At 69.6% G+C, this 24,241-nt stretch carries 23 protein-coding genes and 1 riboswitch; of the genes, 6 read left to right on the forward strand and 17 right to left on the reverse strand.

All coding sequences use genetic code 11. The annotated features are described in order from the left end of the window. Positions 1–40 precede the first annotated feature (40 nt). Together WFH00_RS01305 and WFH00_RS01310 are read left to right on the forward strand one after the other, a co-directional pair. On the forward strand, positions 41–337 hold the full coding sequence (locus WFH00_RS01305) for a (2Fe-2S)-binding protein (protein ID WP_336658754.1): 297 nt from the start codon (positions 41–43) through the stop codon (positions 335–337). Continuing rightward, positions 334–1,911: an FAD-dependent oxidoreductase gene (locus WFH00_RS01310; RefSeq protein WP_336658756.1), complete on the forward strand. Its 1,578-nt coding sequence runs from the start codon at positions 334–336 to the stop codon at positions 1,909–1,911. The genes WFH00_RS01305 and WFH00_RS01310 overlap by 4 nt, the downstream gene beginning before the upstream one ends. 117 nt (positions 1,912–2,028) lie before the next feature. On the opposite strand, the gene WFH00_RS01315 is transcribed toward WFH00_RS01310, so the two are convergent. From WFH00_RS01315 to WFH00_RS01335, 5 genes are all read right to left on the reverse strand, one after another. Continuing rightward, positions 2,029–2,739 carry an ABC transporter ATP-binding protein gene (locus tag WFH00_RS01315; RefSeq protein WP_336658758.1) on the reverse strand — a complete coding sequence of 237 codons (711 nt, stop codon included), beginning with the start codon at positions 2,737–2,739 and terminating at the stop codon, positions 2,029–2,031. Next, positions 2,736–3,632, reverse strand: a complete 897-nt coding sequence (locus WFH00_RS01320; protein ID WP_336658760.1) for an ABC transporter ATP-binding protein — start codon at positions 3,630–3,632, stop codon at positions 2,736–2,738. Before WFH00_RS01320 ends, WFH00_RS01315 begins: the two co-directional genes overlap by 4 nt. Continuing rightward, on the reverse strand, positions 3,629–4,807 hold the full coding sequence (locus WFH00_RS01325) for a branched-chain amino acid ABC transporter permease (RefSeq protein ID WP_336658762.1): 1,179 nt from the start codon (positions 4,805–4,807) through the stop codon (positions 3,629–3,631). The genes WFH00_RS01320 and WFH00_RS01325 overlap by 4 nt, the downstream gene beginning before the upstream one ends. Before the next feature lie 2 nt (positions 4,808–4,809). Next, the gene (locus tag WFH00_RS01330; RefSeq protein WP_336658764.1) at positions 4,810–5,703 is read right to left on the reverse strand and encodes a branched-chain amino acid ABC transporter permease; all 894 of its coding nucleotides are present in this window, start codon (positions 5,701–5,703) and stop codon (positions 4,810–4,812) included. Between the two features lie 75 nt (positions 5,704–5,778). After that, entirely contained in the window at positions 5,779–6,957 is a 1,179-nt protein-coding gene (locus WFH00_RS01335; protein WP_336658765.1) for a branched-chain amino acid ABC transporter substrate-binding protein, read from the reverse strand. 167 nt (positions 6,958–7,124) lie between these two features. On the opposite strand from WFH00_RS01335, the gene WFH00_RS01340 reads away from it, so the two are divergent. After that, a complete protein-coding gene (locus WFH00_RS01340; RefSeq protein WP_336659168.1) occupies positions 7,125–8,741 on the forward strand; it encodes an aldehyde dehydrogenase (NADP(+)) in 1,617 nt (538 codons plus the stop codon). Between the two features lie 113 nt (positions 8,742–8,854). On the opposite strand, the gene WFH00_RS01345 is transcribed toward WFH00_RS01340, so the two are convergent. From WFH00_RS01345 to WFH00_RS01360, 4 genes are all read right to left on the reverse strand, one after another. Next, positions 8,855–9,208, reverse strand: a complete 354-nt coding sequence (locus WFH00_RS01345; protein ID WP_336658766.1) for a hypothetical protein — start codon at positions 9,206–9,208, stop codon at positions 8,855–8,857. A gap of 61 nt (positions 9,209–9,269) precedes the next feature. After that, positions 9,270–10,928, reverse strand: coding sequence for a bifunctional phosphoribosylaminoimidazolecarboxamide formyltransferase/IMP cyclohydrolase (purH, locus tag WFH00_RS01350; RefSeq protein ID WP_336658767.1), 1,659 nt, complete (start codon positions 10,926–10,928; stop codon positions 9,270–9,272). Between the two features lie 122 nt (positions 10,929–11,050). After that, the gene (gene purN, locus WFH00_RS01355) at positions 11,051–11,653 is read right to left on the reverse strand and encodes a phosphoribosylglycinamide formyltransferase (RefSeq protein ID WP_336658768.1); all 603 of its coding nucleotides are present in this window, start codon (positions 11,651–11,653) and stop codon (positions 11,051–11,053) included. Between the two features lie 9 nt (positions 11,654–11,662). Next, on the reverse strand, positions 11,663–12,100 hold the full coding sequence (locus WFH00_RS01360; RefSeq protein WP_336658769.1) for an OsmC family protein: 438 nt from the start codon (positions 12,098–12,100) through the stop codon (positions 11,663–11,665). Between the two features lie 126 nt (positions 12,101–12,226). On the opposite strand from WFH00_RS01360, the gene WFH00_RS01365 reads away from it, so the two are divergent. The 3 genes from WFH00_RS01365 (at position 12,227) to WFH00_RS01375 (ending at position 14,549) form a co-directional block, all read left to right on the forward strand. Then, positions 12,227–12,988, forward strand: a complete 762-nt coding sequence (locus WFH00_RS01365) for a methionine ABC transporter ATP-binding protein (RefSeq protein WP_336658770.1) — start codon at positions 12,227–12,229, stop codon at positions 12,986–12,988. Then, on the forward strand, positions 12,985–13,665 hold the full coding sequence (locus WFH00_RS01370; protein ID WP_336658771.1) for a methionine ABC transporter permease: 681 nt from the start codon (positions 12,985–12,987) through the stop codon (positions 13,663–13,665). Before WFH00_RS01365 ends, WFH00_RS01370 begins: the two co-directional genes overlap by 4 nt. A gap of 77 nt (positions 13,666–13,742) precedes the next feature. Then, positions 13,743–14,549: a MetQ/NlpA family ABC transporter substrate-binding protein gene (locus WFH00_RS01375; RefSeq protein ID WP_336658772.1), complete on the forward strand. Its 807-nt coding sequence runs from the start codon at positions 13,743–13,745 to the stop codon at positions 14,547–14,549. Between the two features lie 96 nt (positions 14,550–14,645). Here WFH00_RS01375 and WFH00_RS01380 read toward each other — a convergent pair whose 3' ends face one another. The 8 genes from WFH00_RS01380 to sucD all read right to left on the reverse strand — a co-directional run bounded on the left by WFH00_RS01380 (position 14,646) and on the right by sucD (position 24,225). Continuing rightward, positions 14,646–15,293, reverse strand: coding sequence for a hypothetical protein (locus WFH00_RS01380; protein WP_336658773.1), 648 nt, complete (start codon positions 15,291–15,293; stop codon positions 14,646–14,648). Next, entirely contained in the window at positions 15,293–16,924 is a 1,632-nt protein-coding gene (locus WFH00_RS01385) for an ABC transporter permease (RefSeq protein WP_442918773.1), read from the reverse strand. Before WFH00_RS01385 ends, WFH00_RS01380 begins: the two co-directional genes overlap by 1 nt. A gap of 205 nt (positions 16,925–17,129) precedes the next feature. Further along, on the reverse strand, positions 17,130–18,275 hold the full coding sequence (locus WFH00_RS01390; protein ID WP_336658776.1) for a thiamine ABC transporter substrate-binding protein: 1,146 nt from the start codon (positions 18,273–18,275) through the stop codon (positions 17,130–17,132). Next, positions 18,269–18,377: riboswitch (TPP riboswitch) on the reverse strand. Its footprint overlaps the gene before it by 7 nt. Positions 18,378–18,383: 6 nt before the next feature. Next, positions 18,384–20,279 carry a cell division protein PerM gene (locus WFH00_RS01395; protein ID WP_336658777.1) on the reverse strand — a complete coding sequence of 632 codons (1,896 nt, stop codon included), beginning with the start codon at positions 20,277–20,279 and terminating at the stop codon, positions 18,384–18,386. 96 nt (positions 20,280–20,375) lie between these two features. Beyond that, positions 20,376–21,203: an ABC transporter ATP-binding protein gene (locus tag WFH00_RS01400; RefSeq protein ID WP_336658778.1), complete on the reverse strand. Its 828-nt coding sequence runs from the start codon at positions 21,201–21,203 to the stop codon at positions 20,376–20,378. Beyond that, positions 21,200–22,060: an ABC transporter permease gene (locus tag WFH00_RS01405; RefSeq protein WP_336658779.1), complete on the reverse strand. Its 861-nt coding sequence runs from the start codon at positions 22,058–22,060 to the stop codon at positions 21,200–21,202. The genes WFH00_RS01400 and WFH00_RS01405 overlap by 4 nt, the downstream gene beginning before the upstream one ends. 8 nt (positions 22,061–22,068) lie before the next feature. After that, positions 22,069–23,070 (reverse strand): aliphatic sulfonate ABC transporter substrate-binding protein, encoded by a 1,002-nt coding sequence (locus WFH00_RS01410; RefSeq protein ID WP_336658780.1) that lies wholly within the window; start codon positions 23,068–23,070, stop codon positions 22,069–22,071. 252 nt (positions 23,071–23,322) lie between these two features. After that, the gene (gene sucD / locus WFH00_RS01415) at positions 23,323–24,225 is read right to left on the reverse strand and encodes a succinate--CoA ligase subunit alpha (RefSeq protein ID WP_336658782.1); all 903 of its coding nucleotides are present in this window, start codon (positions 24,223–24,225) and stop codon (positions 23,323–23,325) included. Positions 24,226–24,241 lie beyond the last annotated feature (16 nt).

Consider the following 24,241-nt stretch of genomic DNA (forward strand, 5'->3'; position numbering starts at 1 on the left):
GGCGCGGCGGATGGGGGAACCGCAGAAGGCGGAGACGCAGATGGCAGAGCCGCGGACGGTGGAGGCGACCTTCGACGGCGAACCCCTGAGCGCTCCCGTCGGGTCGAGCGTCGCGGCCGCGCTCATCGGCTCGGGTCGCCCCGCATGGCGCACCACTCGCGACGGCGAGCGCCGCGGCGTCTTCTGCGGCATCGGCGTGTGCTTCGACTGCCTCGTCGAGATCGACGGGGAGTCCGGGCAGCGGGCGTGCATGATCCCACTGCGCGAGGGCATGGAGGTGCGCGCGGCGAGCGGACCGAGTCGCGGGGCCCACAACGGAGCGGAGGTCGTGGAATGACCCGGGTGTCACCCGATGCTGCAGCCGGAGCCAGCGCTGACGACAAGACTTTCGATGTCGCGATCGTGGGCGCGGGGCCGGCCGGGCTCGCCGCTGCGGCCGAAGCCGCCGAGGCGGGCGTCTCGGTGCTCGTCGTCGACAGCGCGGAGCAACCGGGCGGTCAGTACTGGCGGCACCGCAGCGAACGCGCGGGCAGCGATGACGGCGCGCTGCATCACGGCTGGCGCGACTACCTCGCGCTGCGCGGCCGGTTCGACGCAGGCATCGCGCCTGGCGCGATCCGCTACCTCCCCGGCACGAGCGTGTGGATGGCGGAGTCCGCCCCCGGGGGCTTCGTGCTTCGCCTCGCGCCCGCATACGGCCCCGGCCCGAGCCCCGCACCGACCGTCCGCGCAACGAGCCTGGTGCTCGCGACCGGCGGCTACGACCGCCAGCTGCCGGTTCCCGGGTGGCACCTCCCCGGCGTCATGGCGGCCGGCGGCATCCAGGCGTTCGTGAAGCAGAACGGCGCGCTTCCCGGGCGACGCTTCGTCATCGCCGGCACCGGCCCGTTCCTTCTCCCGGTCGCCGCGAACATCGCGCAGTCGGGCGGGTCCGTCGTCTCCGTGCTCGAGTCCGCATCGCTCGCGGGCTGGCTGCCACGCGCCCACCGTGCGCTCGGTGTGCCCGCGAAGGGCCTCGAAGCCGCCGGATACATCGCCGCGTTCGCGCGCCACCGCATCCCCTACCGCACCCGCAGCGTTGTCACAGAGATCCTCGGCTCGGGTCAGGTGGAGGCCGTCCGCACGGCCCGCGTCGACCGCGACGGTGCGGTGGTCCCCGGCAGCCAGCGGATTATCGAGGGCGTCGACGGGGTCGGCCTCGGCTGGGGCTTCACGCCGCAGCTCGAGCTCCCCGTGCAGCTCGGGGCTCGCACTCGCCAGGACGCTGACGGCTCGCTCGTCGCGGAAGTCGACGCGGAGCAGCGCTCGTCGGTGCCCGGCCTCTACATCGCCGGCGAGCTCACCGGCGTCGGCGGCGCGGTGCTCGCGGTGCTCGAGGGCGCGGTCGCCGGGCGGGCGGCGGCGCTCACGGCTCGCGGTCGCGGCGGCGGATCGGCCGCGCGCACCCCCGAGCTCCGCGCCATCGCTCGGCAGCGCGCATTCGCCCGGGCGATGCACCTCGCCCACCCCGTGCCTCGCGGATGGGAACAGCACCTGCACGACGACACCGTGGTGTGCCGCTGCGAAGAGGTGCGGTACGGCGCGCTCGCCGCCGCGCGCGACACGCTCGCGGGCGAGGACTCTCGGGCGCAGAAGGGCGTCACGCGCGCGGGTATGGGCTGGTGCCAGGGGCGTGTATGCGGCTTCGCGGTGTCGTGCATTGCGGGGGCCGAGGAGTCGGGCGCCGAGCAGCCGGGCGCCGAGCGGACGAGCACCGCGCGATCGGGCTCCGCGCCGACAAGCTCCGTGCCGATGACCGCCGCGCCGCCCGTGGAGTCACTTCGGCAAACGATGCGCCGCCCGATCGCGCAGCCGATCCCCCTCGCTTCCCTTGCCACCCTCGAGCCCGAGGCCGAACTGGGCCGGGACTGAAGCTCGGCCCGAGACCGCGATCCGAGCGGGGCTCAAAGCCGGAGTCGCAGCCGAAGAACCGGCGCTCGCCGAGCCGGAGCAAAGGGCCGCGCCGACCTGCGCGCGACCCCGGCTCCCCTACGCGCCCAGGTACGCCTCGATCACCCGCGGGTCGGCCGCGAGCTCCGCGGCCGACCCCTGCATCGTGACGCGCCCCGATTCCAGCACGTAGCCGCGGTCGGCGATCTTCAGCGCCGCCCGAGCGTTCTGCTCGACGAGCAGCACCGTCGTACCCTGCGCGTTCACCCGCTGCACGATCTCCATCACCTGCTTCGCGATGAGCGGGGCGAGGCCCATCGAGGGCTCGTCGAGCAGCAGCAGCTTCGGTCCGCCCACGAGCGCCCTGCCGAGGGCGAGCATCTGCTGCTCCCCGCCCGACAGCGTGCCGCCTTGCTGCGTCCGCCGTTCGGCGAGGCGAGGCATGAGGTCGTAGGCCTCATCGGCGCGCTTCGCGATGAGCTTCTGATCCTTCACCAGGTACCCGCCGAGCAGCAGATTCTCGTGCACGCTCATCGTCGAGAAGATGCGCCGCCCCTCCGGGATATGCAGCAGCCCGGCGCCGACCGCGTCCCACGGCTGCATGCGCGTGAGATCGTGGTCTCCCCAGCGCGCCGTGCCGCTCTTCGCGCGCACGAGCCCTGAGATCAGCGAGAGCGTCGATGTCTTACCGGCTCCGTTGTTCCCGAGCAGCGACACGATCTCCCCCTCGCGCACCGTGAGGCTCAGCTCGCGCAGCGCGTGGACGCGGTGGTAGTAGAGGTCGATGTTCTCGAGCACCAGGTCGCTCATGCTTCCTCCTCCTCGCCGAGGTACGCCGCGATCACGACGGGATCCTGCTTGATGCTCTCGGGCGTGCCATCCGCGATCTCCTTGCCGTAGTTGAGCACCACGATCCGCTCGGAGACCTGCATCACGAGGCCCATGTCATGCTCGATGAGCACGATGCCGACTCCGAGATCGCGGATCCGCCGAATGAGCTCCATGAGCTCGATCTTCTCGCTGTGGTTGAGCCCAGCACCCGGCTCGTCGAGGAGCAGCAGTTTCGGCTGCGTCGCGAGCGCTCGGGCGATCTCCACGCGTCGCTGCTCGCCGTACGGCAGCTGCGTGACGAGGAGTTCGTCGTCCGCGCGGAAGCCCACGAAGTCGAGCCACCCGCGCGCATCCTCTGCGCACTGCGCTTCGCTCCGGCGATACCGCGGCGTGTGCAGCATCGCGTCGAAGACGTTCTGCTGCAGGTGGGAGTGCATCGCCGTCTTCACGTTGTCGAGCACGCTCATCTCGCCGAAGAGTCGCACGTTCTGGAACGTGCGCGCCATGCCGCGCCGCGTGATCGCCGAGGGCTTGCGCCGCGTGATCGGCTCTCCGTCGAACACGACGCTGCCGCGACCCGGGCGGTAGAACCCCGAGATGCAGTTGAACGCGCTCGTCTTCCCGGCACCGTTCGGGCCGATGACGGAGACGATCTCACCCTCGTGCACGGAGAATGAGAGCCCGTCGACAGCCACGATGCCGCCGAACGAGACCGCGAGATCACGCACCTCGAGGAGCACTCGGCCGGGCGCGACAGCCGGTTCCGAGGCGCTTGTCGATGTGGCGCTCACGGCTGCATCGCTCGTGGCTGCCGCGCTCGCGGCTGCATCGCTCGCCGAACGAACCGGGTCGATGGGTGTCGTGGCGGTCATCGTCGCCCCTCCTCTTCGGTCGACGATCGCGCGGGATCGCTCACCGGACTCTGCACCGCATCGTCCGCATTGTCCGCTACGCCGACCACCTCGAGGTTCTCGGTGGGCGGCACCTGCGGCACCTCGCGCTTCTTCAGGAACGGCAGCACCGCGTTCGCGGGCCAGATCCCCTTCGGGCGGAAGATCATCGCGACCACGAGCAGCACGCCGAAGAGCAGGAACCGCCACTCGCTGAACTCGCGCAGGAACTCCGGCGCGAGCGAGACGAAGAGCGCCCCGATGATGACGCCCGGCGTCGATCCCATGCCGCCGAGCACGACGGCCATGAGCACGAGTGCGGAGTAGAGGAACTCGAAGCTATTCGGCGCGATCGCCGACAGGTGCCCCGCCATGAGCGTTCCGGCGAAGCCGCCCCACACGGCGCCGATGATGTAGGCCAGCAGTTTCGTGGCGTAGCCGTTGATGCCCATCGCCTCGCTGACGTCCTCGTCGTCGCGCACCGACTTCCAGGCCCGCCCGAGCTTGCCGCGGCCCAGACGGCTGACCGCGACCACCGCGATGCCGATCCCGACGAACAGCACGAAGTAATAGAAGAGGATCTTCGGTCCGAAGTGGATTCCCGCGATGTCGAGCCCTTCCGCGAAGGACCAGCCGAAGAACGACCAGGTCGGAATGCCGTGGATTCCGCTCGGTCCGCCCGTGATGTCGAGGTTGTTCGCCGTGATCCGGATGATCTCACCGAAGCCGAGCGTGACGATGGCGAGGTAGTCACTGCGGAGCCGCAGCGTCGGCCCGCCGATGATGACGCCCGCGATGATGCAGGCAATGACCACGAAGGGCAGGGTCTCGAGCATCGACAGGCCGAACTGGGTGGTGAGGATCCCGCTCGTGTAGGCACCGACCGCCATGAAGGCGATGTACCCGAGGTCGAGGAGCCCCGCGTAACCCACGACGACGTTGAGACCCATCGCGAGCACGATGTAGATGAACGCCGACGTGAGGATCGAGATGATGTACGGCGTCGCCGTGATGAACGGCAGCACCGCCGCGGCGACGAACAGCACGAGCCCGAGGAGCTTCATGAAGCGCTCCGGCGCGAGCACCCCCTTGATCGCGGGGGGCCGCTCGATGATGGGCTTCGGCGTCTGCAGACGCTGAGCATTCGACTTGGCCATGGTCACACCCTCTCCACGACGCGCTCGCCGAGAATGCCGGTCGGTTTGAACACCAGGAACAGGATCAGGAAGCCGAAGGCGAAGACGTCGCGCCACTGGCCCCCGAGGAAGTGCGTTCCGAACGACTCGAGCAGACCGAGCACGATGCCGCCGAGCATCGCGCCGTAGAGGTTGCCGATGCCGCCGATGACCGCGGCGGTGAACGCCTTCAGGCCGATGACGAAGCCCATGAGGAAGTCGATCGTGCCGTAGTAGGCGGCCGCCATGACGCCCGCGGCGCCCGCGAGCGCCGAGCCGATGAAGAATGTGCGCGAGATGACGCGATTGACGTTGACGCCCATGAGGAGCGACGCCTTCTGATCGAGCGCGATGGCGCGCATCGCCCGCCCCTCGCGCGAGTGCATGACGTAGCGCTGCAGCAGGAACATGAGGAGCGCCGCGACGAGCATCAGCACGAGCTGCGGCATCGTTATGCGCGCGCCCAGGATCTCGATGGGCGCTCCCTGCAGGCGGATCGGGAACACGAGCGGGCTCGCCCCGAAGATCTGGCGGACGGTGTACTCGATGGTGAACGCCACGCCGACGGCGGTAATGAGCGCGGCGAGCCGTGGGCTCGAGCGCAGGGGCCGATAGGCGACGCGCTCGATGAGCACGCCGATGCCGCCCGTGAGCAGCATCGTGATGAGGAGCACGAGTAGCAGGATCGGGATCGATCCGAGCCCGAAGAGGCCCGTGACGCCGCCGAGCACCACGAACGCGAGGAATGAGCCGAGCATGTAGAGGTCGCCGTGCGCGAAGTTCAGCAGTTTGATGATGCCGTACACCATGCTGTAGCCGAGCGCGACGAGCGCGTAGAACGAGCCGACGAAGAGCCCGTTCCAGATGAGTTGGAACATACGGGTGCCTCCGAGAGAGTCGCGAGCAGGATTGGGCGAGAGGGCGGGAATCCCCGCCCTCTCGCCATCACGTCGTTACCCCTCGAGGTCGTCCTTGAGCACGAACGCTCCGCCGTCGCCAGTGGGCTCGACGATCACGAAGCCGCCTCCCTCGCGCGATCCATCATCGGCGAAGGTGAGGTCGCCGGTGAGCAGCGGGAAGCCGTCGAGGCCCTGCAGCGCTTCGACGACCGCGTCGTAATCAGTGCCGCCCGCCTGCGTGTACGCCTCGGCCATCGTCTTCACGGCCTCATACGTCTGGATCGAGTACGGGCCGGGGGCATCCCCGCCCGAAACCTCTTCGTAGTCCGCGATCCACTCATCGCCGCCCTCAAGCATGTCGGGGGTCTTCGTGAACGTGCCGACGACGTTCTTGATCGCGTCCTCACCCGCGATGGCGGCGAGCTGCGCATCCACAGAACCATCGCCGACGAGGATCGGGCCGTCGTAGCCGGCGCCGCGCAGCTGGTTCACGAGCAGGCCGCCGGCCTGGTAGTAGCCGGTCCAGACGATGAAGTCAGGGGATGCTCCGGTGACGCTGTTGACGTTCGCAGAGAAGTCCTTCTCGTCGGGGTTCACGGATTCGCGCTTGACGACCTCGAAGCCGTCTGCCTGATCCTCGAGGGAGTCCGCGAGATCGACCGAGTAGTCGGTGTTGTCATCGATGACCGCGACCTTCTTGGCCCCGACCTTCTTGATGTACTCCACGGCGGCCTCGGCCTGCTGAGCTCCGGTGCCGTTGATCATGAACGCGCCCTGGCCGACGAGCTGGTTGGAGTTGGCCGCAGGGATCACCATGGGGATCTCAGCGTCGGCGAAGACCGGGAGTGTCGGCAGGGTAGCTCCCGAGCAGTAGCCGCCGACCGAACCCTCGACACCCGCGGTGACGAGCTTGTTCGCCGCCGCGACGGCTGCGGTGGGATCGCAGGCGTCGTCCTCGGTCACGAGCTCCAGGTCGCGGCCGTCGATGCCACCATCCGCGTTCACCTCGTCGATGGCGAGCTGGGCGCCGAACTTCATATAGTCGCCGAATGCGGCCTCCTGCCCCGAGAACGGGGCGAGCATGCCGAGCTTGATGGGCTCGTCGCTATTGTCGGCGGACTCCCCACCGCCGGCGACGCCGCCGGAGCAGCCCGCGAGCACGAGCCCGAGTGAGAGTGCGATCGCCCCTGTGGCGGCGAAGCGCCGAGCGGTTCGAATACGTCGAGAGGACATCAAGTCTTCCTTTCCTGGATACTTCGTTGAATCACTGGAAGAGTGACGATGGCGTCGTCACTGACGCCCTGTACAATTTTACATTGTATAGATTGCGGCCGCGGGCGGAAGGTCACATTTGAAGCACGATGCCACCCGCCGTGCTGGCACTGCTCTCGCCCCGGTGACTGTGCACGGCTCACTACCCGGGCGCGCCACCGGGCTGCAACAATGGCAGTGGTTTTCTCCGGGATCGTAAGCCCCGACACACAAAGGATGGATGCATGACTCAGGAAGCGCTCTCCCCCGAACTCGAGGCGGTCGTTGCTCGGGCCGCTGCTGCCGCGGCACCGCTCGCCGCGACCACGGCGGAGCACCGCGCTCGCGCACTCGTGAAGATCGCGGATGCGCTTGAGGCGAATAAGGCGAAGCTCGTGGAGATCGCCCTGCGCGAGACCGGGCTCACGGAGGCCCGCCTCTCCGGCGAGGTCACTCGCACCGCTGTGCAGCTCCGACTGTTCGCCGACACCATCGTCGACGGCGGCTACCTCGACGCCCGCATCGACCACGCCGACCCGGACTTCGCGCTCGGCGCGCGCCCCGACATCCGTCGCACCCATATTCCCGTGGGCCCGGTCATCAACTTCTCCGCGTCGAACTTCCCGTTCGCCTTCTCGGTGATGGGCGGAGACTCCGCCGCGATCCTCGCCGCCGGTTGCCCGCTCATCGTGAAGGCGCACTCGAGCCACGCGGATCTTTCCGACGCCACCGCCGAAGTGGCCGCGACCGCCATCACCGAGGCGGGCCTCCCCGAGGGAACCTTCCAGCTCATCCACGGTCGCGAGGCCGGCGTCGAGGTGCTGAAGGACCCGCGGATCAAGGCCGGCTCATTCACCGGCTCGATCCGCGTCGGGCGCCTCCTCGCCGACATCGCCGCGAACCGCCCCGCGCCCATCCCCTTCTTCGGCGAGCTCGGCAGCGTCAACCCGGTCTTCGTGACGCTCGACGCCATCGCTGAGCGCGCCGACGAGATCGCGAGCGGCTACCTCACGAGCGTGTCGGGCTCGGCGGGGCAGCTCTGCACCAAGCCGGGTTTCGTGTTCATTCCCGCTGGCAGCTCGCTTCCCGAGACGGTCGCGGCGAAGTCCGGGGACGCCCCCGAGCACCGCCTCCTCGACCCGCGCATCGCGTCGAGCTACGATGAGCGCCGCACCGCCGTGCTCGGCACCGCGGGAGCGCGCGCGGTTATCGAGGGCGGGATTCGCTTCGATGACGACGGGCAGGGATGGGCGACGCCCACGATCGTCGCGATCTCGCTCGACGATTTCCGCGCGGGCCGCGAGGCGCTCCTGGAGGAGTCCTTCGGCCCGCTCTCGATCCTTGTCGAGGTGCCGGAGGGCACCGACCTCGCAGCGCTCATGCCCGAGTTCTACGAGGGCAACCTCTCGGGCACGATCCACCTGAGCGAGGCCGAGGCGACCGGCACGACCGAGAACGCTGAGCAGCTGCGGGCGCTGGTCGCGGCCCTCGCGAACCAGGTGGGCCGCGTGCTCTTCAACGGATGGTCGACCGGTGTCGCGGTGACGCCCGCGCAGCAGCACGGCGGCCCCTGGCCCGCAACGACGAACGACTCCTCCACGTCGGTCGGCACCGCGGCGATCACCCGCTTCCTCCGCCCGGTCGCGTTCCAGAACGCGCCCGCCGCACTCCTGCCCGAGGCGCTTCGCGACGACAACCCGCTCGGCATCCGGCAGCAGCTCGCTCCCGCGGGCGAGTCGCAGAGCTGGGGCGCACGCTGGCGCTGATCCGCCGCCGCGCACCGTGATGCATGACTGAACCACTGATCCCCCGGAGGCTGAGGCCCCCGGGGGATCAGTGTTTGGTACGGCGAACCAGTGTGAACGGCGAACGTGACGGGCTAGTGCCAGAGCACCGCGAGGATGACGTTCAGCACTGAGAGCCCGGCGATCCCGCCGAGCAGACCGCCCGTCACCTGCTGCTTCTTGCGGCCGATCAGCACGAGCACGATGAGCACGATCAGCACGACGAGCTTCACGCCGATCTTCGCGTTATTGGGCTGCCCGCCCGTCGCGTAGACCATGCCGACGAGCAGCAGGCCGGTCGCGAGCAGCAGCCAAGCGCCGTGCAGAATTCCGGGCGTGATGCGCGCACGCGCCTCCTTCACGGCCGAGAGCTGCGCGAGCGTGCTCCCGAAGACGGCGCCGAAGCCGACGAGGTGCAGGACAACGAGAATTCCCTTGACGGTCTCCATGCGTCCATCATCTCAGAGGAGCGCTCCGCAGGGCTGAGGCCGGCCCGCACGCGAGCATGCCTCAGTGGAAGAAGTGGCGCTCCCCGGTGAAGTACATCGTCACGCCCGCGGCCTGCGCGGCTTCGATGACCTCGGGATCGCGCACGGAGCCCCCGGGCTGCACCACGGCGCGCACACCCGCGTCGAGCAGCACCTGCAGGCCGTCGGCGAACGGGAAGAAGGCGTCGGAGGCCGCAACCGAACCGCGCGCGCGATCCCCGGCTCGCTCGACCGCGAGGCGGCACGAGTCGACGCGGTTGACCTGGCCCATGCCCACGCCGACCGACGCGCCTCCCGCGGCGAGGAGGATCGCGTTCGACTTCACCGCGCGGCTCGCGCGCCACGCGAACTCGAGCTCGGCGAGCGTCTCAGCGTCCGCGGGCTCACCGGTCGCGAGCTCCCACTCGGACGCGGGCGCGAAGGCGCGGTCGGCGTCCTGCAGCAGGAACCCGCCCGACACCTGGCGCAGCTCGACCGGGTTCGGCGTGTACTCGGCGGGCAGCACGAGCAGCCGCACGTTCTTCTTCTGGGTGAGGATCGCGAGCGCGTCCGGCTCGAAGCCGGGAGCAACGATCACCTCGGTGAAGATCCCCGAGACGGTCTCGGCCATCGCGCGCGTGACGACGCGGTTCGCGGCGATCACGCCGCCGAACGCCGAGACCGGGTCGCAGGCGTGCGCGAGCTCGTGCGCCGCAGCGATCGGGTCGGCGGCGCCCTCGGGCGCGACCGCGATGCCGCAGGGGTTCGCGTGCTTGATGATCGCGACGGCCGGGCGCTCGTGGTCGAAGGCGGCGCGCAGGGCGGCATCGGCGTCGACGTAGTTGTTGTACGACATCTCCTTGCCGTGCAGCTGCGTCGCTTGTGCAATGCCAGCGCCTTCGCTCTCCGTGAAGAGCGCACCGCGCTGGTGGCTGTTCTCGCCGTAACGCAACACCGATTCGCGGAGGCCGAACACCTCGTAGCCGACGTAGCCCTCTGTCGTCTCGAAGATGCTGTCGATCGACGCCTCCTCGGAGGGAGTCTCGGCGGTCGCGCTCACGCCCCAGTCGGCGTCCTCCTGCTCGAGGAACCAGTTCGCGACAGCGGCGTCGTACTGCGCCGTGTGCACGAACGCCTCGGTCGCGAGCGATCGGCGCTGGGCGAGCGTCGTGCCGCCGGCCTGCACCGCGGCGATGATCTCCTCGTAGCGCGAGGGCGACACCACGATCGCCGTGTTGGCGTGGTTCTTCGCGCTCGCGCGCACCATTGCGGGGCCGCCGATGTCGACGTTCTCGATGACGTCAGCGGCCGGCCTGCCCGACGCGACGGTCTCCTCGAACGGGTAGAGGTTCACGACGACGAGCTCGAACGGCGCGAAACCGAGCGACTCGAGCTGGGCACGGTGGTCGGCGAGGCGCAGGTCCGCGAGCAGCCCCGAGTGCACGGCCGGGTGCAGGGTCTTCACGCGCCCGTCGAGCGCCTCCGCGAAACCGGTGACCTCCGCAACGTCGGTGACCGCGTGGCCGGCGTCGCGGATGGTCGCGGCGGTCGAACCCGTCGACACGATCTCGACACCGGCCTCGTCGAGCGCGGCGGCAAGATCGAGCAGGCCGGACTTGTCGCTCACCGAGATGAGGGCGCGCCGCACGGCGATCAGGTCGCGGTGTTCGTAGAGGCTGGGATCGTGGCTCTGGACTGCCATGAGGCTCCTTGGGTTGGTGATCGCGGTCCGGGAGAGGTTCTGGGGAGTGGCGTGAAGTTCTGGGAAGTTCTGAGAGATTTTGAGAGCGGCACGGGAGCCAGGCAAGAACAACGGGGGCAGGATCACCCGGCGCCGGGCAGCTCCAGCTCTCCGAGTGCGATGTCGCGCACGGTCCGCACGAGCAGCGGGCGTTCGAGCTGCTTCATACGCTCGTGCAGGTCCTCCTCGCTCTCGCCGGGCCGCACGTCGACAGCCTCCTGACGCAGCACCGGCCCGGTGTCGACGCCCTCGTCGATCACGTGCACGGTCACGCCGGTCCGCGTCGCTCCAGCGGCGAGCGCATCGCGCACCGCATGGGCGCCCGGGAAGGCGGGCAGCAGCGCGGGGTGCGTGTTGATCAAGCGCGGGCTGAAGGCACGGACGAAGCCAGCAGGCAGGATCCGCATGAGTCCTGCGCTCACGACGAGACTGTCATCGGACCCATCGACGCCGTGCTGGCGGATCGCGGCGGCCAGTCGCTCCCCCCACTCCTCGCGGGTTGCGGCGTCGCGGGGCCGCTCGATGAACACGGGGACGCCAGCGGCTCGCGCGTGATCGAGGCCGGAGGCGTCGGTGTCGGAGCCGACGCAGACGATGCGCGCCGGGAAGTCGGGATCGTCCGCCGCGTCGAGCAGCGCCTTGAGGTTGCTGCCGCCACCGGAGATCAGGACTGCGATTTTCAGCACCGCATCAGTCTACGCGACGGGAACCGCTCGAACCGTGGGCTGCTCGCTCCCCCGCCCGTCGAGCAGGCGCGAGACGGGGCAGCGCTCGTGCGCGGCCGCCGCGAGCGACTCCGCTTCCTCCATCGGCACACCCGCGAAGCTGAGCTCCGCGTGCGCACTGAACTCGTAGGCACCCTCGGCGCGCGGGTGCAGCGAGACGCGAGCCACGGCCTCGATCGCGACGCCCGGCCCAGCGATCGCGCGCGCGGCCGCGTTCAAGCAGGTCGCCCACGCCAGTGCGAGCAGCTCCTCGGGGTTCGTCGCGCCCGGCACGGCGGGGCCGGTGGGTGCAGCGACCGCGACGCGAATTCCGCCGTCGACCGAGCTCTCCCCAGTCGAGCCGTCGCGATTGCGCGCAACGGCGGTGAAGATCGCGGGCTGCAGTTCGGAATGCGCCTGATCGGGCATGGGGCTCCTTCCGCCGGGTTGCGCGGTGCGCGCATGAGGCATATGTTAGACCGAGTCTAACTAATACTGTTCATCCTTTCGGAACTCTGATCACTTCCTCGATCAACCTGGAGATTCGGCCGCTCGATGCATCACGACCAGCCCACGGGCGCTGCCGCCGTCCACTTCGACGGCGTCTCCCGCGTGTTCGCCTCCGGCACGCGCACGGCGACCGCCCTCCACGACGTCACCCTCAGCATTCCTCGGCGCTCCATCTTCGGCATCCTCGGCGAGAGCGGCGCGGGAAAGACCACGCTCCTCCGCCTCATGAACGGCCTCGACCATCCGACGAGCGGACGGGTGCTCGTCGACGGCACGGATCTCGCATCGCTGGGCTCGCGCGAACTGCGCGCGCTGCGGCACCGGATCGGCGTGGTGTTCCAGCACTTCAACCTCGTCGGCAACGCGACCGTGCAGGCCAACATCGCGCTCCCCCTCCGCCTACAGCGACGCCGCGACACCGAGCGGGTCGCAAGCATCGCTGAGTTCGTGGGCCTCTCGGGGCTGCTCAGCCGCTACCCGGCCGAACTCTCGGGCGGTCAGCAGCAGCGGGTCGCGATCGCTCGGGCGCTCGTCACCGACCCGATGCTGCTGCTGTGCGACGAGCCGACGTCGGCTCTCGACACGCACACGACGAGCGAGATCCTGCAGCTGCTCGCAGCGACTCGCGAGGAGTTCGGCACGACGATCGCGCTCGTCACGCACGAGCTCGACGCGGTCCGCGCGATCTGCGACACCGCCGCGGTGTTCGAGCAGGGCAGCCTCCTCGACACGGTCTCCGTGCCGACACGCGTCGAAGCGCGCGAACCCCGCTACCTCGACCACGTGCGATCGGTGCTCACTCGATGAACGGGTGGGAGCCCATCGGGCAGGTCTTCAGCGATCACGGTGGAGAAATCGCAGTGGCCCTCGGTGAGACGGGCTACATGGTGCTCGCCTCGATCCTCGTCGCCGTGATTCTCGGCACCCCGCTCGGCATTCTCATCTATCTCACGCGGCCGGAGGGCGTCGTGCCGCGACGCACGGTCTGGACGATCGCGAACGCCTACGTCACGATCGTGCGGTCCTTCCCGTTCCTGCTCTTCGTCGTGTTCATGATCCCCGTGACGAGGCTCGTCTTCGGCACGAGCTTCGGCACGGTGGCCGCGACGTTCCCGCTCGGCTTCGTCGCAGTCGCGATCTACGCGCGCCTCACCGAGCAGATCCTCCTGGAGCTTCCGAGCGGTCTCCTGCAGGCCGCGGAGTCGCTCGGCGCGACCCTCCCGCAGACCGTCTTCCGATTTCTCCTGGTCGAGGGGCGCTCGGGGCTCGTCTATGCGCTCACCTCCGCGACGATCAGCTTCGTGTCGTACTCGACCGTGCTCGGTGTCGTCGGGGGCGGAGGCATCGGCGATTTCGCGATGCGCTACGGCTACCACCAGTACGACTTCACCCTCATGTACCTCACCATCGCGATCATCGTCGCGTGCGTGATGGTGCTGCAGGCCGCGGGCACGCGCCTCTCCCGCGCGCTCGACCACCGATAGCCGAGCTGCCTCCGCCCTCGGCGCTCACCACATCCTCGCCTCGCGATCCCCCCCCCCCCTCACAGAAAGCACCCCGCATGCCTCGTATCATTCCGTTCGCCTCAGTCGCTCTCCTCGCCCTGGCCCTCGCCGGCTGCTCCTCTGCCACGTCGTCGAACGACGCCAATGGCTCGGAGCCGCGCGTGCTCAAGGTCGCCGCGACGACCACCCCCATGACCGACGTGGTGCGCGCGGCCGCCGAGGCGATCGAGGATCCGTACGAGATCGAGCTCGTGGAGGTCGCCGACTACGTACAGCCCAACTCGATGCTGCAGCACGGCGAGCTCGACGCGAACTTCGTGCAGCACCCGCCCTTCATGGAGGAGTACAACGAGGGCAACGACGCGTCGCTCGTCGCGATCGAGCCGGTGTATCTGACCGTGGTCGGCATGTACTCGAGCAAGCACGCGAGCATGGGCGAGATCCCGGAGGGCGGGCGGATCGTGATTCCGCAGGACACCTCGAACGCGGCGCGCGCGCTCCTCATGTGCGCGGACGCCGGACTCATCAAGCTCGACCCCGATGTCGACGAGTGGAAGGTGTCGGTGAAGGACATCACCGACAACCCGAAGAACCTCGACTTCGTGGAGGTCGACATCATGCAGCTCTCGGCCGCGTACCCCGAGGCCGACGCCGTGTTCCTGCACGGCACGTTCGCGCGGCAACTCGAACTCACGCCCGAGGACGATGCAATCGCGGTCGAGCAGGATCCGCAGTTCGCCGTCTCGCTCGTGTCGCGCGACGACAACTCCGACTCGGACGAGGTCAAGGCACTGGCGAGCGCGTTCCACAGTGATGAGGTGCGGGAGAAGCTCGAAGAGCTCGAGGTGCCGGCCGCGTTCTAGGTGCGGGGCCCTGTGGGATCCCGCGCCGGTTTCTTGCGTCGAGATCGACCTCCAGCGGCGAGATCGACTACGAATGCGCCCCCGCGGCGGTCGATCTCACGGATGGGAGTTGGTCTCGGTGCCGCGGTGGGTGCTCTCGCGCTCGACCTGGTCGGCGAGCTCCCACGGACGATGCCGGGAGTAGAGCGCGTCCTCCTGCGCGGCCCATCGCTCCCAGTGCGGAGCGTACGTGTCGCCGTCGCGGGCGAGGGCGCGCTCGCGGCGCAGGTCCGCCGGGCAATCGAGCCAGATGCTCCGCACGACCGCCCGGCGGGCGCCGCCCAGCGCTCGCTCCGCCCACTCCTCCGCGGCCGCGAGATTCTCGCGGGTGAGGGCGCCGCAGCCCTCGATGATGAGCGGCACACCCCGCTCGAGCGACACGCGGTCGCCGAACTGCCCCGCGATCCAGTTGTACGGCCGGTAACTGCCGCCGCGCAGCACGGCGGCAAGGGCGGCGGATCCCTCGGCGAGTCCATCCCACCCCGGGTACAGGCTCTCGACGGCGAAGAGCTGCGCTTCGACGCCCGACCTCGACCACTGCTTCGCGACGCTGCGCGCCGCCTGCGTCTTGCCCGAGCCTGAGCGCCCGTCGATCAGCAGCACATCGAACGGCTCGCTCGCGAGATTCCCGCTCGTTGCTTTCCCCGCCTGGGCGCCCATCAGACCGCTGCCCATCAGCTCTCCGCCCACTAAACCCCCGTCCATCAGAATTCCGCCCGCCCGTCGGTGCGCCAGCGCTCCGCCAGCAGCATCACGCCAGCGGTCAGCACGCCGAGCACAACCGCCCCCGCAAGCCCCGCCCCGTAGCTTCCGGGCGCCTGATGGCCGATGAGCGCGGCGACCGCGACCGGCAGCGTCTGCTCCCCCGGGCGCACGAGAAACGAGGTCGCTCCGAACTCCCCGAGCGAGGCGGCGAACGCGAAGCCGAGCGCGAGCCCCGCGGACCGCCCGAGGAGCGGCAGGTCGATCGTGCGGAGCATCGCGAACTGCCCCGCGCCGAGCGATGATGCTGCGTCCCGCAGCTCCGGCGCGATGCCGCGCAGCACCGGCAGCAGCGTACGGACCACGAGCGGTAGCGCGACGAGCGCCTGCGCGATCGGGATCAGCGCCGTCGAGGTGCGGAGGTCGAAGCCGATGCCGAGCGGGCGATGCATGGTAAGGAGGAGCCCGAAGCCGAGCGTGACGGCTGAGACGCCGAGCGGCAGCATGACGAGCGCGTCGAAGAGGTCGATGCCGCGGCGCAGCACGGGCGAGCGCGGCTTTCGGGAGAGCACGAGCGCGAGCAGCACGCCGAGTACGACCGCGATGAGGGTTGCGGCGAGCGCGATCCGCGCTGACGCGAAGATCGCCTGGAGCACCGTGCCGTCGATCGGCAGTTCATCGGAGGGATGAGCGAGCGAGACGTAGTTGGCGAGGGTCCAGCGACCCTCGCGATCGTGCAGCGACCGGCTGAGCAGGGTGAGGATCGGCAGCGCGTGCAGCAGCGCGACCGTCGCCCCGAACACGATCAGCACGGGTGCATCCGTGCGCTTCGGTGGCGCGCCGTGCACGCGATCCTCACGGAGCTGCACCGCCCGCTCCCCCGCGCGCCGGAGCCTCGACGACACCACGAGCGCGAATCCGACGATCGCGAACTGTGCGATCGAGAGCACGGCGGCGCCCCGGAGGTCGAGGTACTGCACCGTCAGACGGTAGATCTCGGTCTCGACGTTCGCGAACTGCGTGCCGCCGAGAATCAGCACGATGCCGAACGAGGTCGAGCAGAAGAGGAAGACGAGCGCGGCGGCCGAGGCGAGGGCCGGAGCGAGCGCCGGGAGTGTGACGGTCGTCCAGGCGCGCGTGCGCGACGCGCCGAGCACCCGGGCGGCCTGCTCGGACGTGTCGTCGAGGCGCGACCAGAAGCTCCCCACGGTGCGCGCGACCACCCCGACATTCGGGAAGGCGAGCGCGAGCACCACCACGGTGAAGCTGCGATCGAGCCCCAGCGCTTCAAGGGGGCCGCCCGGGCCGAATAGCGCGGAGAACGCGACGCCGACGACCACCGTGGGTAGCACGAACGGCACCGTCAGCAGTCCGCGCAACACGTTCTGCCCGCGGAATTCGAGTCGGTAGAGCGCGTATGCGGCGGGGACGCCGAGCCCCATCGAGAGCGCAGTCGCGCACGCCGCCTGCGCGAGAGTCTGGCCGATGACTCGCCAGGTGCGCGATGACCCGAACACCTCGGGCACCGCGCTGAGATCGAGTGCGCCGTCGTCGGCGAAGCCGGTCGCAATGAGGGAGACGACCGGCCAGATGAAGAAGAGCGCGAGGAATGCGAGCGGGAGCGCGGCCGCGATCGCCCACGCGGCGACGCCCCACGGCGTGTTGCGGCGGGAGGGTGCGGAGGCTCGCGGGGAACGCGGGCGGAGCGCTCGAGGTCGTGGCGCACCGGGACGGGGCGCGCGAGCGCCCCGTGATCCCGAGCCCTGCGACCCCGACCCGCTCGGTCCCGCAGCCGAGCTCACCGCACGCAGCGGATCCGCACCCCCGCGCCCCACCGCGTTAGATGCCGATCTGCTCGCCCAGGGTCTTCAGCCAGGTCTCCCGGCCGGCCTCGATCTCCGCGGGCGGGAGGTCGTGCAACTGCTCTTCCTCGGGCTCGGGCGCGAACTTCGCCCAGGCCTCCGGGAGCTCCGCGGAATCGTCGACCGGGACCATGTACATCGCGTCGGGAATCATCTGCTGGAACTCCGAGGACACGAGATAGTCCACGACCGCCCGCGCACCGTCCGGGTTCTCGGTGCCCTTCAGCACGCCCGCGTACTCGACCTGCTGCGTGCAGGTGTCGAGGAGCGCCGCGGTAGACGATTCCGTACCGTCCTCGTTCACGGTGAACGCCGGCGAGGAGGCGTACGAGACGACGATCGGCCGGGTGCCGTCTTCGCCTCCCTGCGTGAACTGCCCGTAGTAGGCATCGCTCCAGCCCTGCTCGATGCGCGCGCCGTTGTCGACGAGACTCTGCCAGTAGTCGACGTAGCCGTCTTCGCCGAAGGCCTCGACCGTGCCGACAAGGAACGATGCACCCGTCGACGACGCGGTCGGATCGAGCAGCACCGTGAGATCCTGGTACTCGGGTTTCGCGAGATCCTCGTAGGTTTCAGGGGCCGCGACGCCCTCCTCCGCGAACCACCCGGTGTCGATGTTCACGCAGGTGGTGCCGTGGTCGACCGGGACCATGCCGGTGCGCTCGATGTACGACGGGGTGGCCGCATCCGGCCCTCCTTCTGAGTGGGGCACCGCGAGCGGCCAGGCGCCCTCCGGCAGCTCCTCGGGCACGTACGGCTCGACGACGTCGTTCTCGACGAGTCGCGACGCGAAGATCGTGTCGACGCCGAAGAACGCGTCGGCAATAGGAGCGCCCTGGGTGAGCACGAGCTTGTTCGTGAGCTCGCCGCCGTCGCCCGCCGAAATCACCTTGACGTCGTAGCCGGTGGCGTCGCTCGCGGCGGCCGCGAACTCATCGTTAGGAAACGAATCGTGCACGACGAGCGTGACGGACTTCTCGTCGCCCGCGCCGCTCGACTCGGAGCTCGAACTCGCGTCGCCGGACGCGCACGACGTGAGCGGGAGCGCGAGGATCGCAACGACCGAGAGCGACGCCGCGGTGACGCCCCTCCGGGCTCGACGGGACAGTGGTGCAGACATCATTGAGGCTTCCTTCCTCCGCTGGCATGAACCAGATCAGGTTGACGGTCGGAGCTCGCGTGCTCCCTCTCAGCCCTGCGCGTCAGGACTCCCGTGGATTGCCCCTTAACCCTAGCGCCCGCGACGCGGCCAGCGCCAACCGGGCCGCTCACCGTCCTCGCTGTCGTCGCGCGCATCGTGCCCCGGAGCCGGGGATTCGTCGCCCGCGCGCGGTGTTTCCTCTTCGGGGCGGCTGTCCCAACCGAAGGCGTGCAGCACGTCGTCGCTGCTGGGTTCGTCTGCGAGAGATGCGTCGTGGGGCGCTTCGGGATGCGGATCGCTGCGCCAGCGACGGAACCACCCCGTGCCGCTTCGCTCGGGCTCAGGGCTCTCTCCCTGCGCCGCACGCTTGCGCGCTGCGTCCCAGCGATCGAGCACCGGCTCGGCGATGTCGGAGAAGCGCTCTGGTGCTTCTGTGCTCTGGTCTTCGGTCGGTGCCAGTTCGACCGTCTCGAAGTCGTCCCTGATCACCGGGTGCTCGCCCGTGCCCACCGCATCGTCGAAGCGAGACTCATGATCCGCTTCGTCGAAGTCCGTCAACTCCGCGACATCACGGCTGACCGGCTGCGTGTCGTCCGCCGCACCGCCGCTCCAGCCTCCCCCCGCGACTCCGAGCGAGTCCCCGCCGAGTGCGCGGGAGGCCTCGAGGGTGCGCGCGCGTCGCATCGAGCGGAATCGGCGCATGGCTTCCGCACCCGGCATCGTGTCGGCGTCGACCCCCTGCGCACGAAGCCGGGTATTCAACTGCTCCATATCGACGCGGCCGGCCGCGACGCCGAGCAGCAGCCCGATGCCGACTTCGAGCGCGACGAAGCCTCCGACGATCCAGCCGTCGGAACCCGCCTCAGCGAGGCGGTCTGGCCCGACGGCCCCGCTCGCGAGCACGCAGGCACCCGCGACCGCGAGACCCACCAGCACAGCAGCGCACGCGGCCGTCGCGAGCGCCACCGCCCAGCTCGCGCGACGCAGGGTCGGTCGCCGCGCTGCGATAACGCCGAGCGCGATCGCACTCAAGACCACGATCGCCGGAGCAAGTGCTCCCGGGCCGCCCCAGGCATCGGGAATGACGCCGAAGATCGGTAGGGAGGGCAGCGGGCCGAGCAGCGTCTCGAAGGGCGTGACCGAGCTTCCGATACCGATCGAGAACCCCGGGCCCGCAAGCCACGCCAGACTCCACACGATCGCGATCGGCACCAGCGCGAGCTGGGCAAGAAAGAGCAACAGAGAACCGAGCGGATCGAGCTGCAGGCTCTGCGTCACCGCGGTCACTTCCGCGTAGGCGGTGACCACCGCGACAGCGAAACCGATCGCTGCGAGGCCGACGAGCAGCGCGCACGCGGCCGCGGCCAGACGCAACGTGTCACCGAGGCGCGCGGGAAAAGCCGCGGCACCCCGCACTCCGAGGGAGCCGAGCCCCTGCTGCACGCGCTTGATGGCGGCCTGCCACCACGCGTGCTGCTCCACCCCGGCGCGCACGAGAAACGCGACGGCCGAGGCGATGCCGTAGACGGCCGCCGGCACTACCGCCGCGAGCGGCCGCGGCCACACCACGAAGTCGCCCGCGACGCCCGCGGCGAGGAGCGCCACTGCACCGAAGCCGACGAAGCCTCCGAGAGCGCCCATCGCGCCGACGCCGCCGCGCGCGGCGAAACGCCACCCGGCGCGCAGCGCGAGAAACACCGTGAGCAATGTGATCCCGAGCGGGGCGAGCGAAAGCGTGAATTGCAGCGCTTCGGGCGCGAGCCCGAGAGCCAGCGCGCTCTCAGCGCTCAGCGTGAAGCCGAGCGGCACGAAGTGCGCGAGCAGCCAGGAGCCCGCGACGCCGGCAGCAACCGTCGCCGGCTCGGCAGCCAGACCGAACGTCACGACCCAGAGCAGCACCGCGGGTACCGCGATGACGACGAGCCCGGCGAGCGCGACCGCGACCGCCTCGATTGCGGCGACGACCGCGGTCACGAAGGATCTCATTGGCAGAATCTTACTGCGCGGGAGCCTTGGAATCGCCGCGCCACGAGGGGCTACTCCGCGGCGCGCGCTGCGGGAGCGGTCAGCGCGCGCACGGCGCTACGCGGTGCCGTGGATCAGTTCGAGCACCTCATCATGCAGGTCTTGGAAGACCGTGGTGCGCTCCGAGGCGAGCGTGCGCGGGCGCGCGATCGGTACGTCGACGATCCGCTGCACACGACCCGGGCGCGGGCTCATGACCACGACCCGGTCGCTCGTCACCACCGCCTCCCCGATGTCGTGGGTCACGAGCAGCACGGTGAGCCGATGCCGCTCCCACACCTCGAGCAGCAGCTCCTGCATCGTGCGGCGGGTCAGCGCATCGAGCGCGCCGAACGGCTCGTCCATGAGGAGGATGTCGGGGCCGTAGCACAGCGATCGCGCGAGGGCGACGCGCTGCTGCATTCCGCCGGAGAGCTGCGCGGGGTAGGAGCGCTCGAAGCCGCCCAGACCGACGAGCCCCAGAAACTCGCGCGCCCGATCCGCCCGGTCACCCGCGCTCAGACCGCGCTCGCCCCGCAGCGCGAACTCGACGTTCTGCTGCACAGTGAGCCAGGGCATAAGCGTCGCCTGCTGAAAGACGACACCGCGGTCCCGGCCCGGCCCGGTGATGGGCGCACCGGAGACTTCGAGACTTCCGGACGTCGGCTCTTCGAGGCCGGCGATGAGCGACAGCAGGGTCGACTTCCCGCACCCCGAGGCCCCGACGATCGACACGAACTCATTCTCGGAGACCGCGAGATCGACCCCCTCGAGCGCCGTGACCTCGCCGAAGCGCTTACTGACGCCGGTGGCGCGCAGCTTGGGGGCCGCGTCCGCCGCCGAGCTCGCACCCGCCCCAGCCGCACCGTTCGCAGCCGCGCCATGCGTGGCAAGGGAATCGTTCACGAGCGGCCCTCCTGATACGCGAACATGCGGCGCCCCGCGGCCCGCATCACCTGGTCGAGGATCAGGCCCAGCACGCCGAGCACGAAGACGTACCCGATGATGAGATCGGTCTCGAAGAACCGCTGCGCGACCGTGATGCGATAGCCCATGCCGCTCGACGCCGCCACGAGCTCTGCGACGACGAGCCAGGTCCACGCCCAGCCGAGCGTGATGCGCAGCGCGTCCCAGATACGCGGCATCGCGGACGGCACGACGATCCGGACGAGCAGCTGCACCCAGCTCAGGCCGAGCGTCTCCCCGAGGCTGACCAGCGTGCGCGGCGTGCGACGCACGGCATCCGCCACCATGAGCACCTGTTGGAAGAACGTGCCCATCCAGATGATGAGGAACTTCTGGTTCTCATCGATACCGACCCACACGATCGTGAGCGGCACGAAGGCCACGACGGGCATGTAGCGGATGAAGTCCATCAGCGGTTCGAGCGCCGCCTCGACGCGCGCGTTCACGCCCATCAGCGTGCCGATCGGGATCGCCATGACGGTCGCGATCGCGAAGCCCATCAGGATGCGGAACGAACTCACCCCGATGTCGGCCCAGAGCTCGCCGTTCGCCGCCTGCTCACCGAGCGCGCTCAGCACGGCACCCGGCCCTGGCAGGAACGAGGGGTCCGTGAGCTCGAGCGCGCCGACCAGCCACCACACCGCGATGAGCACGACGAACGTCGCGGCCGCGATGCCGACATATGCCGGGCGGCCGAGCGTACGACCGATGCGCGAGCGCCGGCGGCGCGGAGTTACGGATGTCGCGGGCGCTACGGGCGCTGCCGACGCGGCGGTCTCCAGGCGAGAGCGAGGCATGCGGCGGGCTACTCCTCGATGAATTCGGGGCGGATCGCCGTTTCCGCGTCCACGCTCTTCGTGATGAGGCCGATCCGCTCCGCTACCGAGACGAGCGCGGGAAGCGTCTCCTCGGCGTAGGCGCCGGTCAGCTCTTCGCGGTTTTCCGCCAGCGAGTAGTAGTGCACCCCGTCGAACGCGGTCTCGAGGTCGGACACCTCGGAACCGACGCCCGCCGCGATGATCTCCCGAGCCGCGTCGGTGTCGGACTCGTAGTACGCGACCGCGTCATCCCAGGCGCCGAGCACCTCGCGCACCTCGTCGGGGCGCTCCTCGAGCACGTCGTTGCGCACCACGAGCACGTCGGTGATCAGACCGGGGAACTCGCCCGCGGTCGCGACCGTCGTCGCACCCTTGTCCGAGGTCAGCGCCTCGCTCACGTACGGCTCGTACGTGACGCCGGCGTCGACGCGACCCGCGAGCAGCATCGGCGCCACCTTATCGGCCGAGGACTCGACCACGTCGATATCGTCGAAGGTGAGACCCGCCTCGTCGAGCGCCTCAGCCAAGAGAATCTCGCTCGTCGCGCCCTTCTCGAACGCCACCGATTTCCCCTTGAGGCCTGCGGCGTCGTCGATGCCGGAGGTGCTCAGGATCGCATCGGCCTCGGTCGCCGAGTCGAGCATCAGCACGATCGAGACGTCGACGCCCTCCTCGATGAACTGCAGCGCGGCCTGCGCGCCCACGTTCGCGAGATCGAGGCGCTTCGCCGCGAGCGCAGCGTTCACGTCGGCGTCGGCGTTGAAGCTCGAAAGCTCGACGTCGACGCCCCGATCGTCGAAGAATCCCTGATCTTCGGCGACATACCACTGGCCGTATCCCAGCCAGGGCTGCGTGCCCATACGCAGCGCTTCGCCGCCCGCGGCGTTATCGGAGCCGCCCGACTGCGAGGCGCAGCCGGTGAGCGAAATGGCGAGTGCTGCCGTGGCGGCTGCGACAGCGGAGAGCGTGCGGGTCATGCGACGGGTCACGGTGGTCCTTTCGTGCGGTCGCGGCCGGATCGGGCGCGCGGGAGCGCGCCTACGCACGCAACCTCACCAGTTTACGGGAGGCCATCGGCTGAGCAGCCCTGCGCGGCGCCCGAAAACGCCGAATGGCCGGTCACCCTGTGGGCAACCGGCCATTCCTGCGTCGAAGGGTCTCCCCCGCGGGCCTCATTCAGAGCGCGGCGAACGTCCGGCGCTGTAGCGCCGGCACGGGTTCGCGCGTAAACGCTGACGCGTTTACAGTGCTGCGAACGCCGTCCTCAGAAGTTCCGCCGTCTCAGTCGGCGTCTTGCCGACCTTGACGCCGGCGGCCTCGAGGGCCTCCTTCTTCGCCTGCGCGGTGCCGGCCGAGCCGGAGACGATCGCGCCCGCGTGACCCATCGTCTTGCCCTCGGGCGCGGTGAAGCCGGCGACATAGCCCACGACGGGCTTCGTCACGTTCGCCTTGATGTAGTCGGCCGCGCGCTCCTCGGCGTCGCCGCCGATCTCGCCGATCATGACGATCGCCTTCGTCTCGGGGTCGGCCTCGAACGCCGCGAGCGCGTCGATGTGCGTCGTGCCGATGACCGGGTCGCCGCCGATGCCGATAGCGGTCGAGAAGCCGAGATCACGCAGCTCGTACATCATCTGGTAGGTGAGGGTGCCCGACTTCGACACGAGGCCGATCGGTCCCTTGCCCGTGATCGTTGCCGGGGTGATGCCCGCGAGCGCCTCGCCCGGCGTGATGATGCCGGGGCAGTTCGGCCCGATGATCCGCGTCTTGTTGCCCGTCGCCTGCGCGTGCGCCCAGAGCTCAGCCGAGTCCTTGACCGGCACGCCCTCCGTGATGATCACGAGCAGGCCGATGCCCGCATCGATCGCCTCGATGGCGGCGTCCTTCGTGAAGGCCGGCGGCACGAACGCGACCGACACGTCGGCGCCGGTCTGCTCCATCGCCTCCGCGACCGACGCGAACACGGGGAGCTCGACCGAGGCCCCTGATGCATCGGTGTGCGACACCGTCGTGCCCGCCTTGCGAGCGTTGACGCCGCCCACGATGTTGGTGCCGGCCGCGAGCATGCGCGCGGTGTGCTTGGTGCCCTCGCCGCCGGTGATGCCCTGGACGATGACCTTGGAATCCTTGTTCAGGAAGATCGACATGGTTCTACTCCTACAG

This window comes from Leucobacter sp. USHLN153 (assembly GCF_037145615.1).
In the GTDB taxonomy this organism is placed as follows: domain Bacteria; phylum Actinomycetota; class Actinomycetes; order Actinomycetales; family Microbacteriaceae; genus Leucobacter.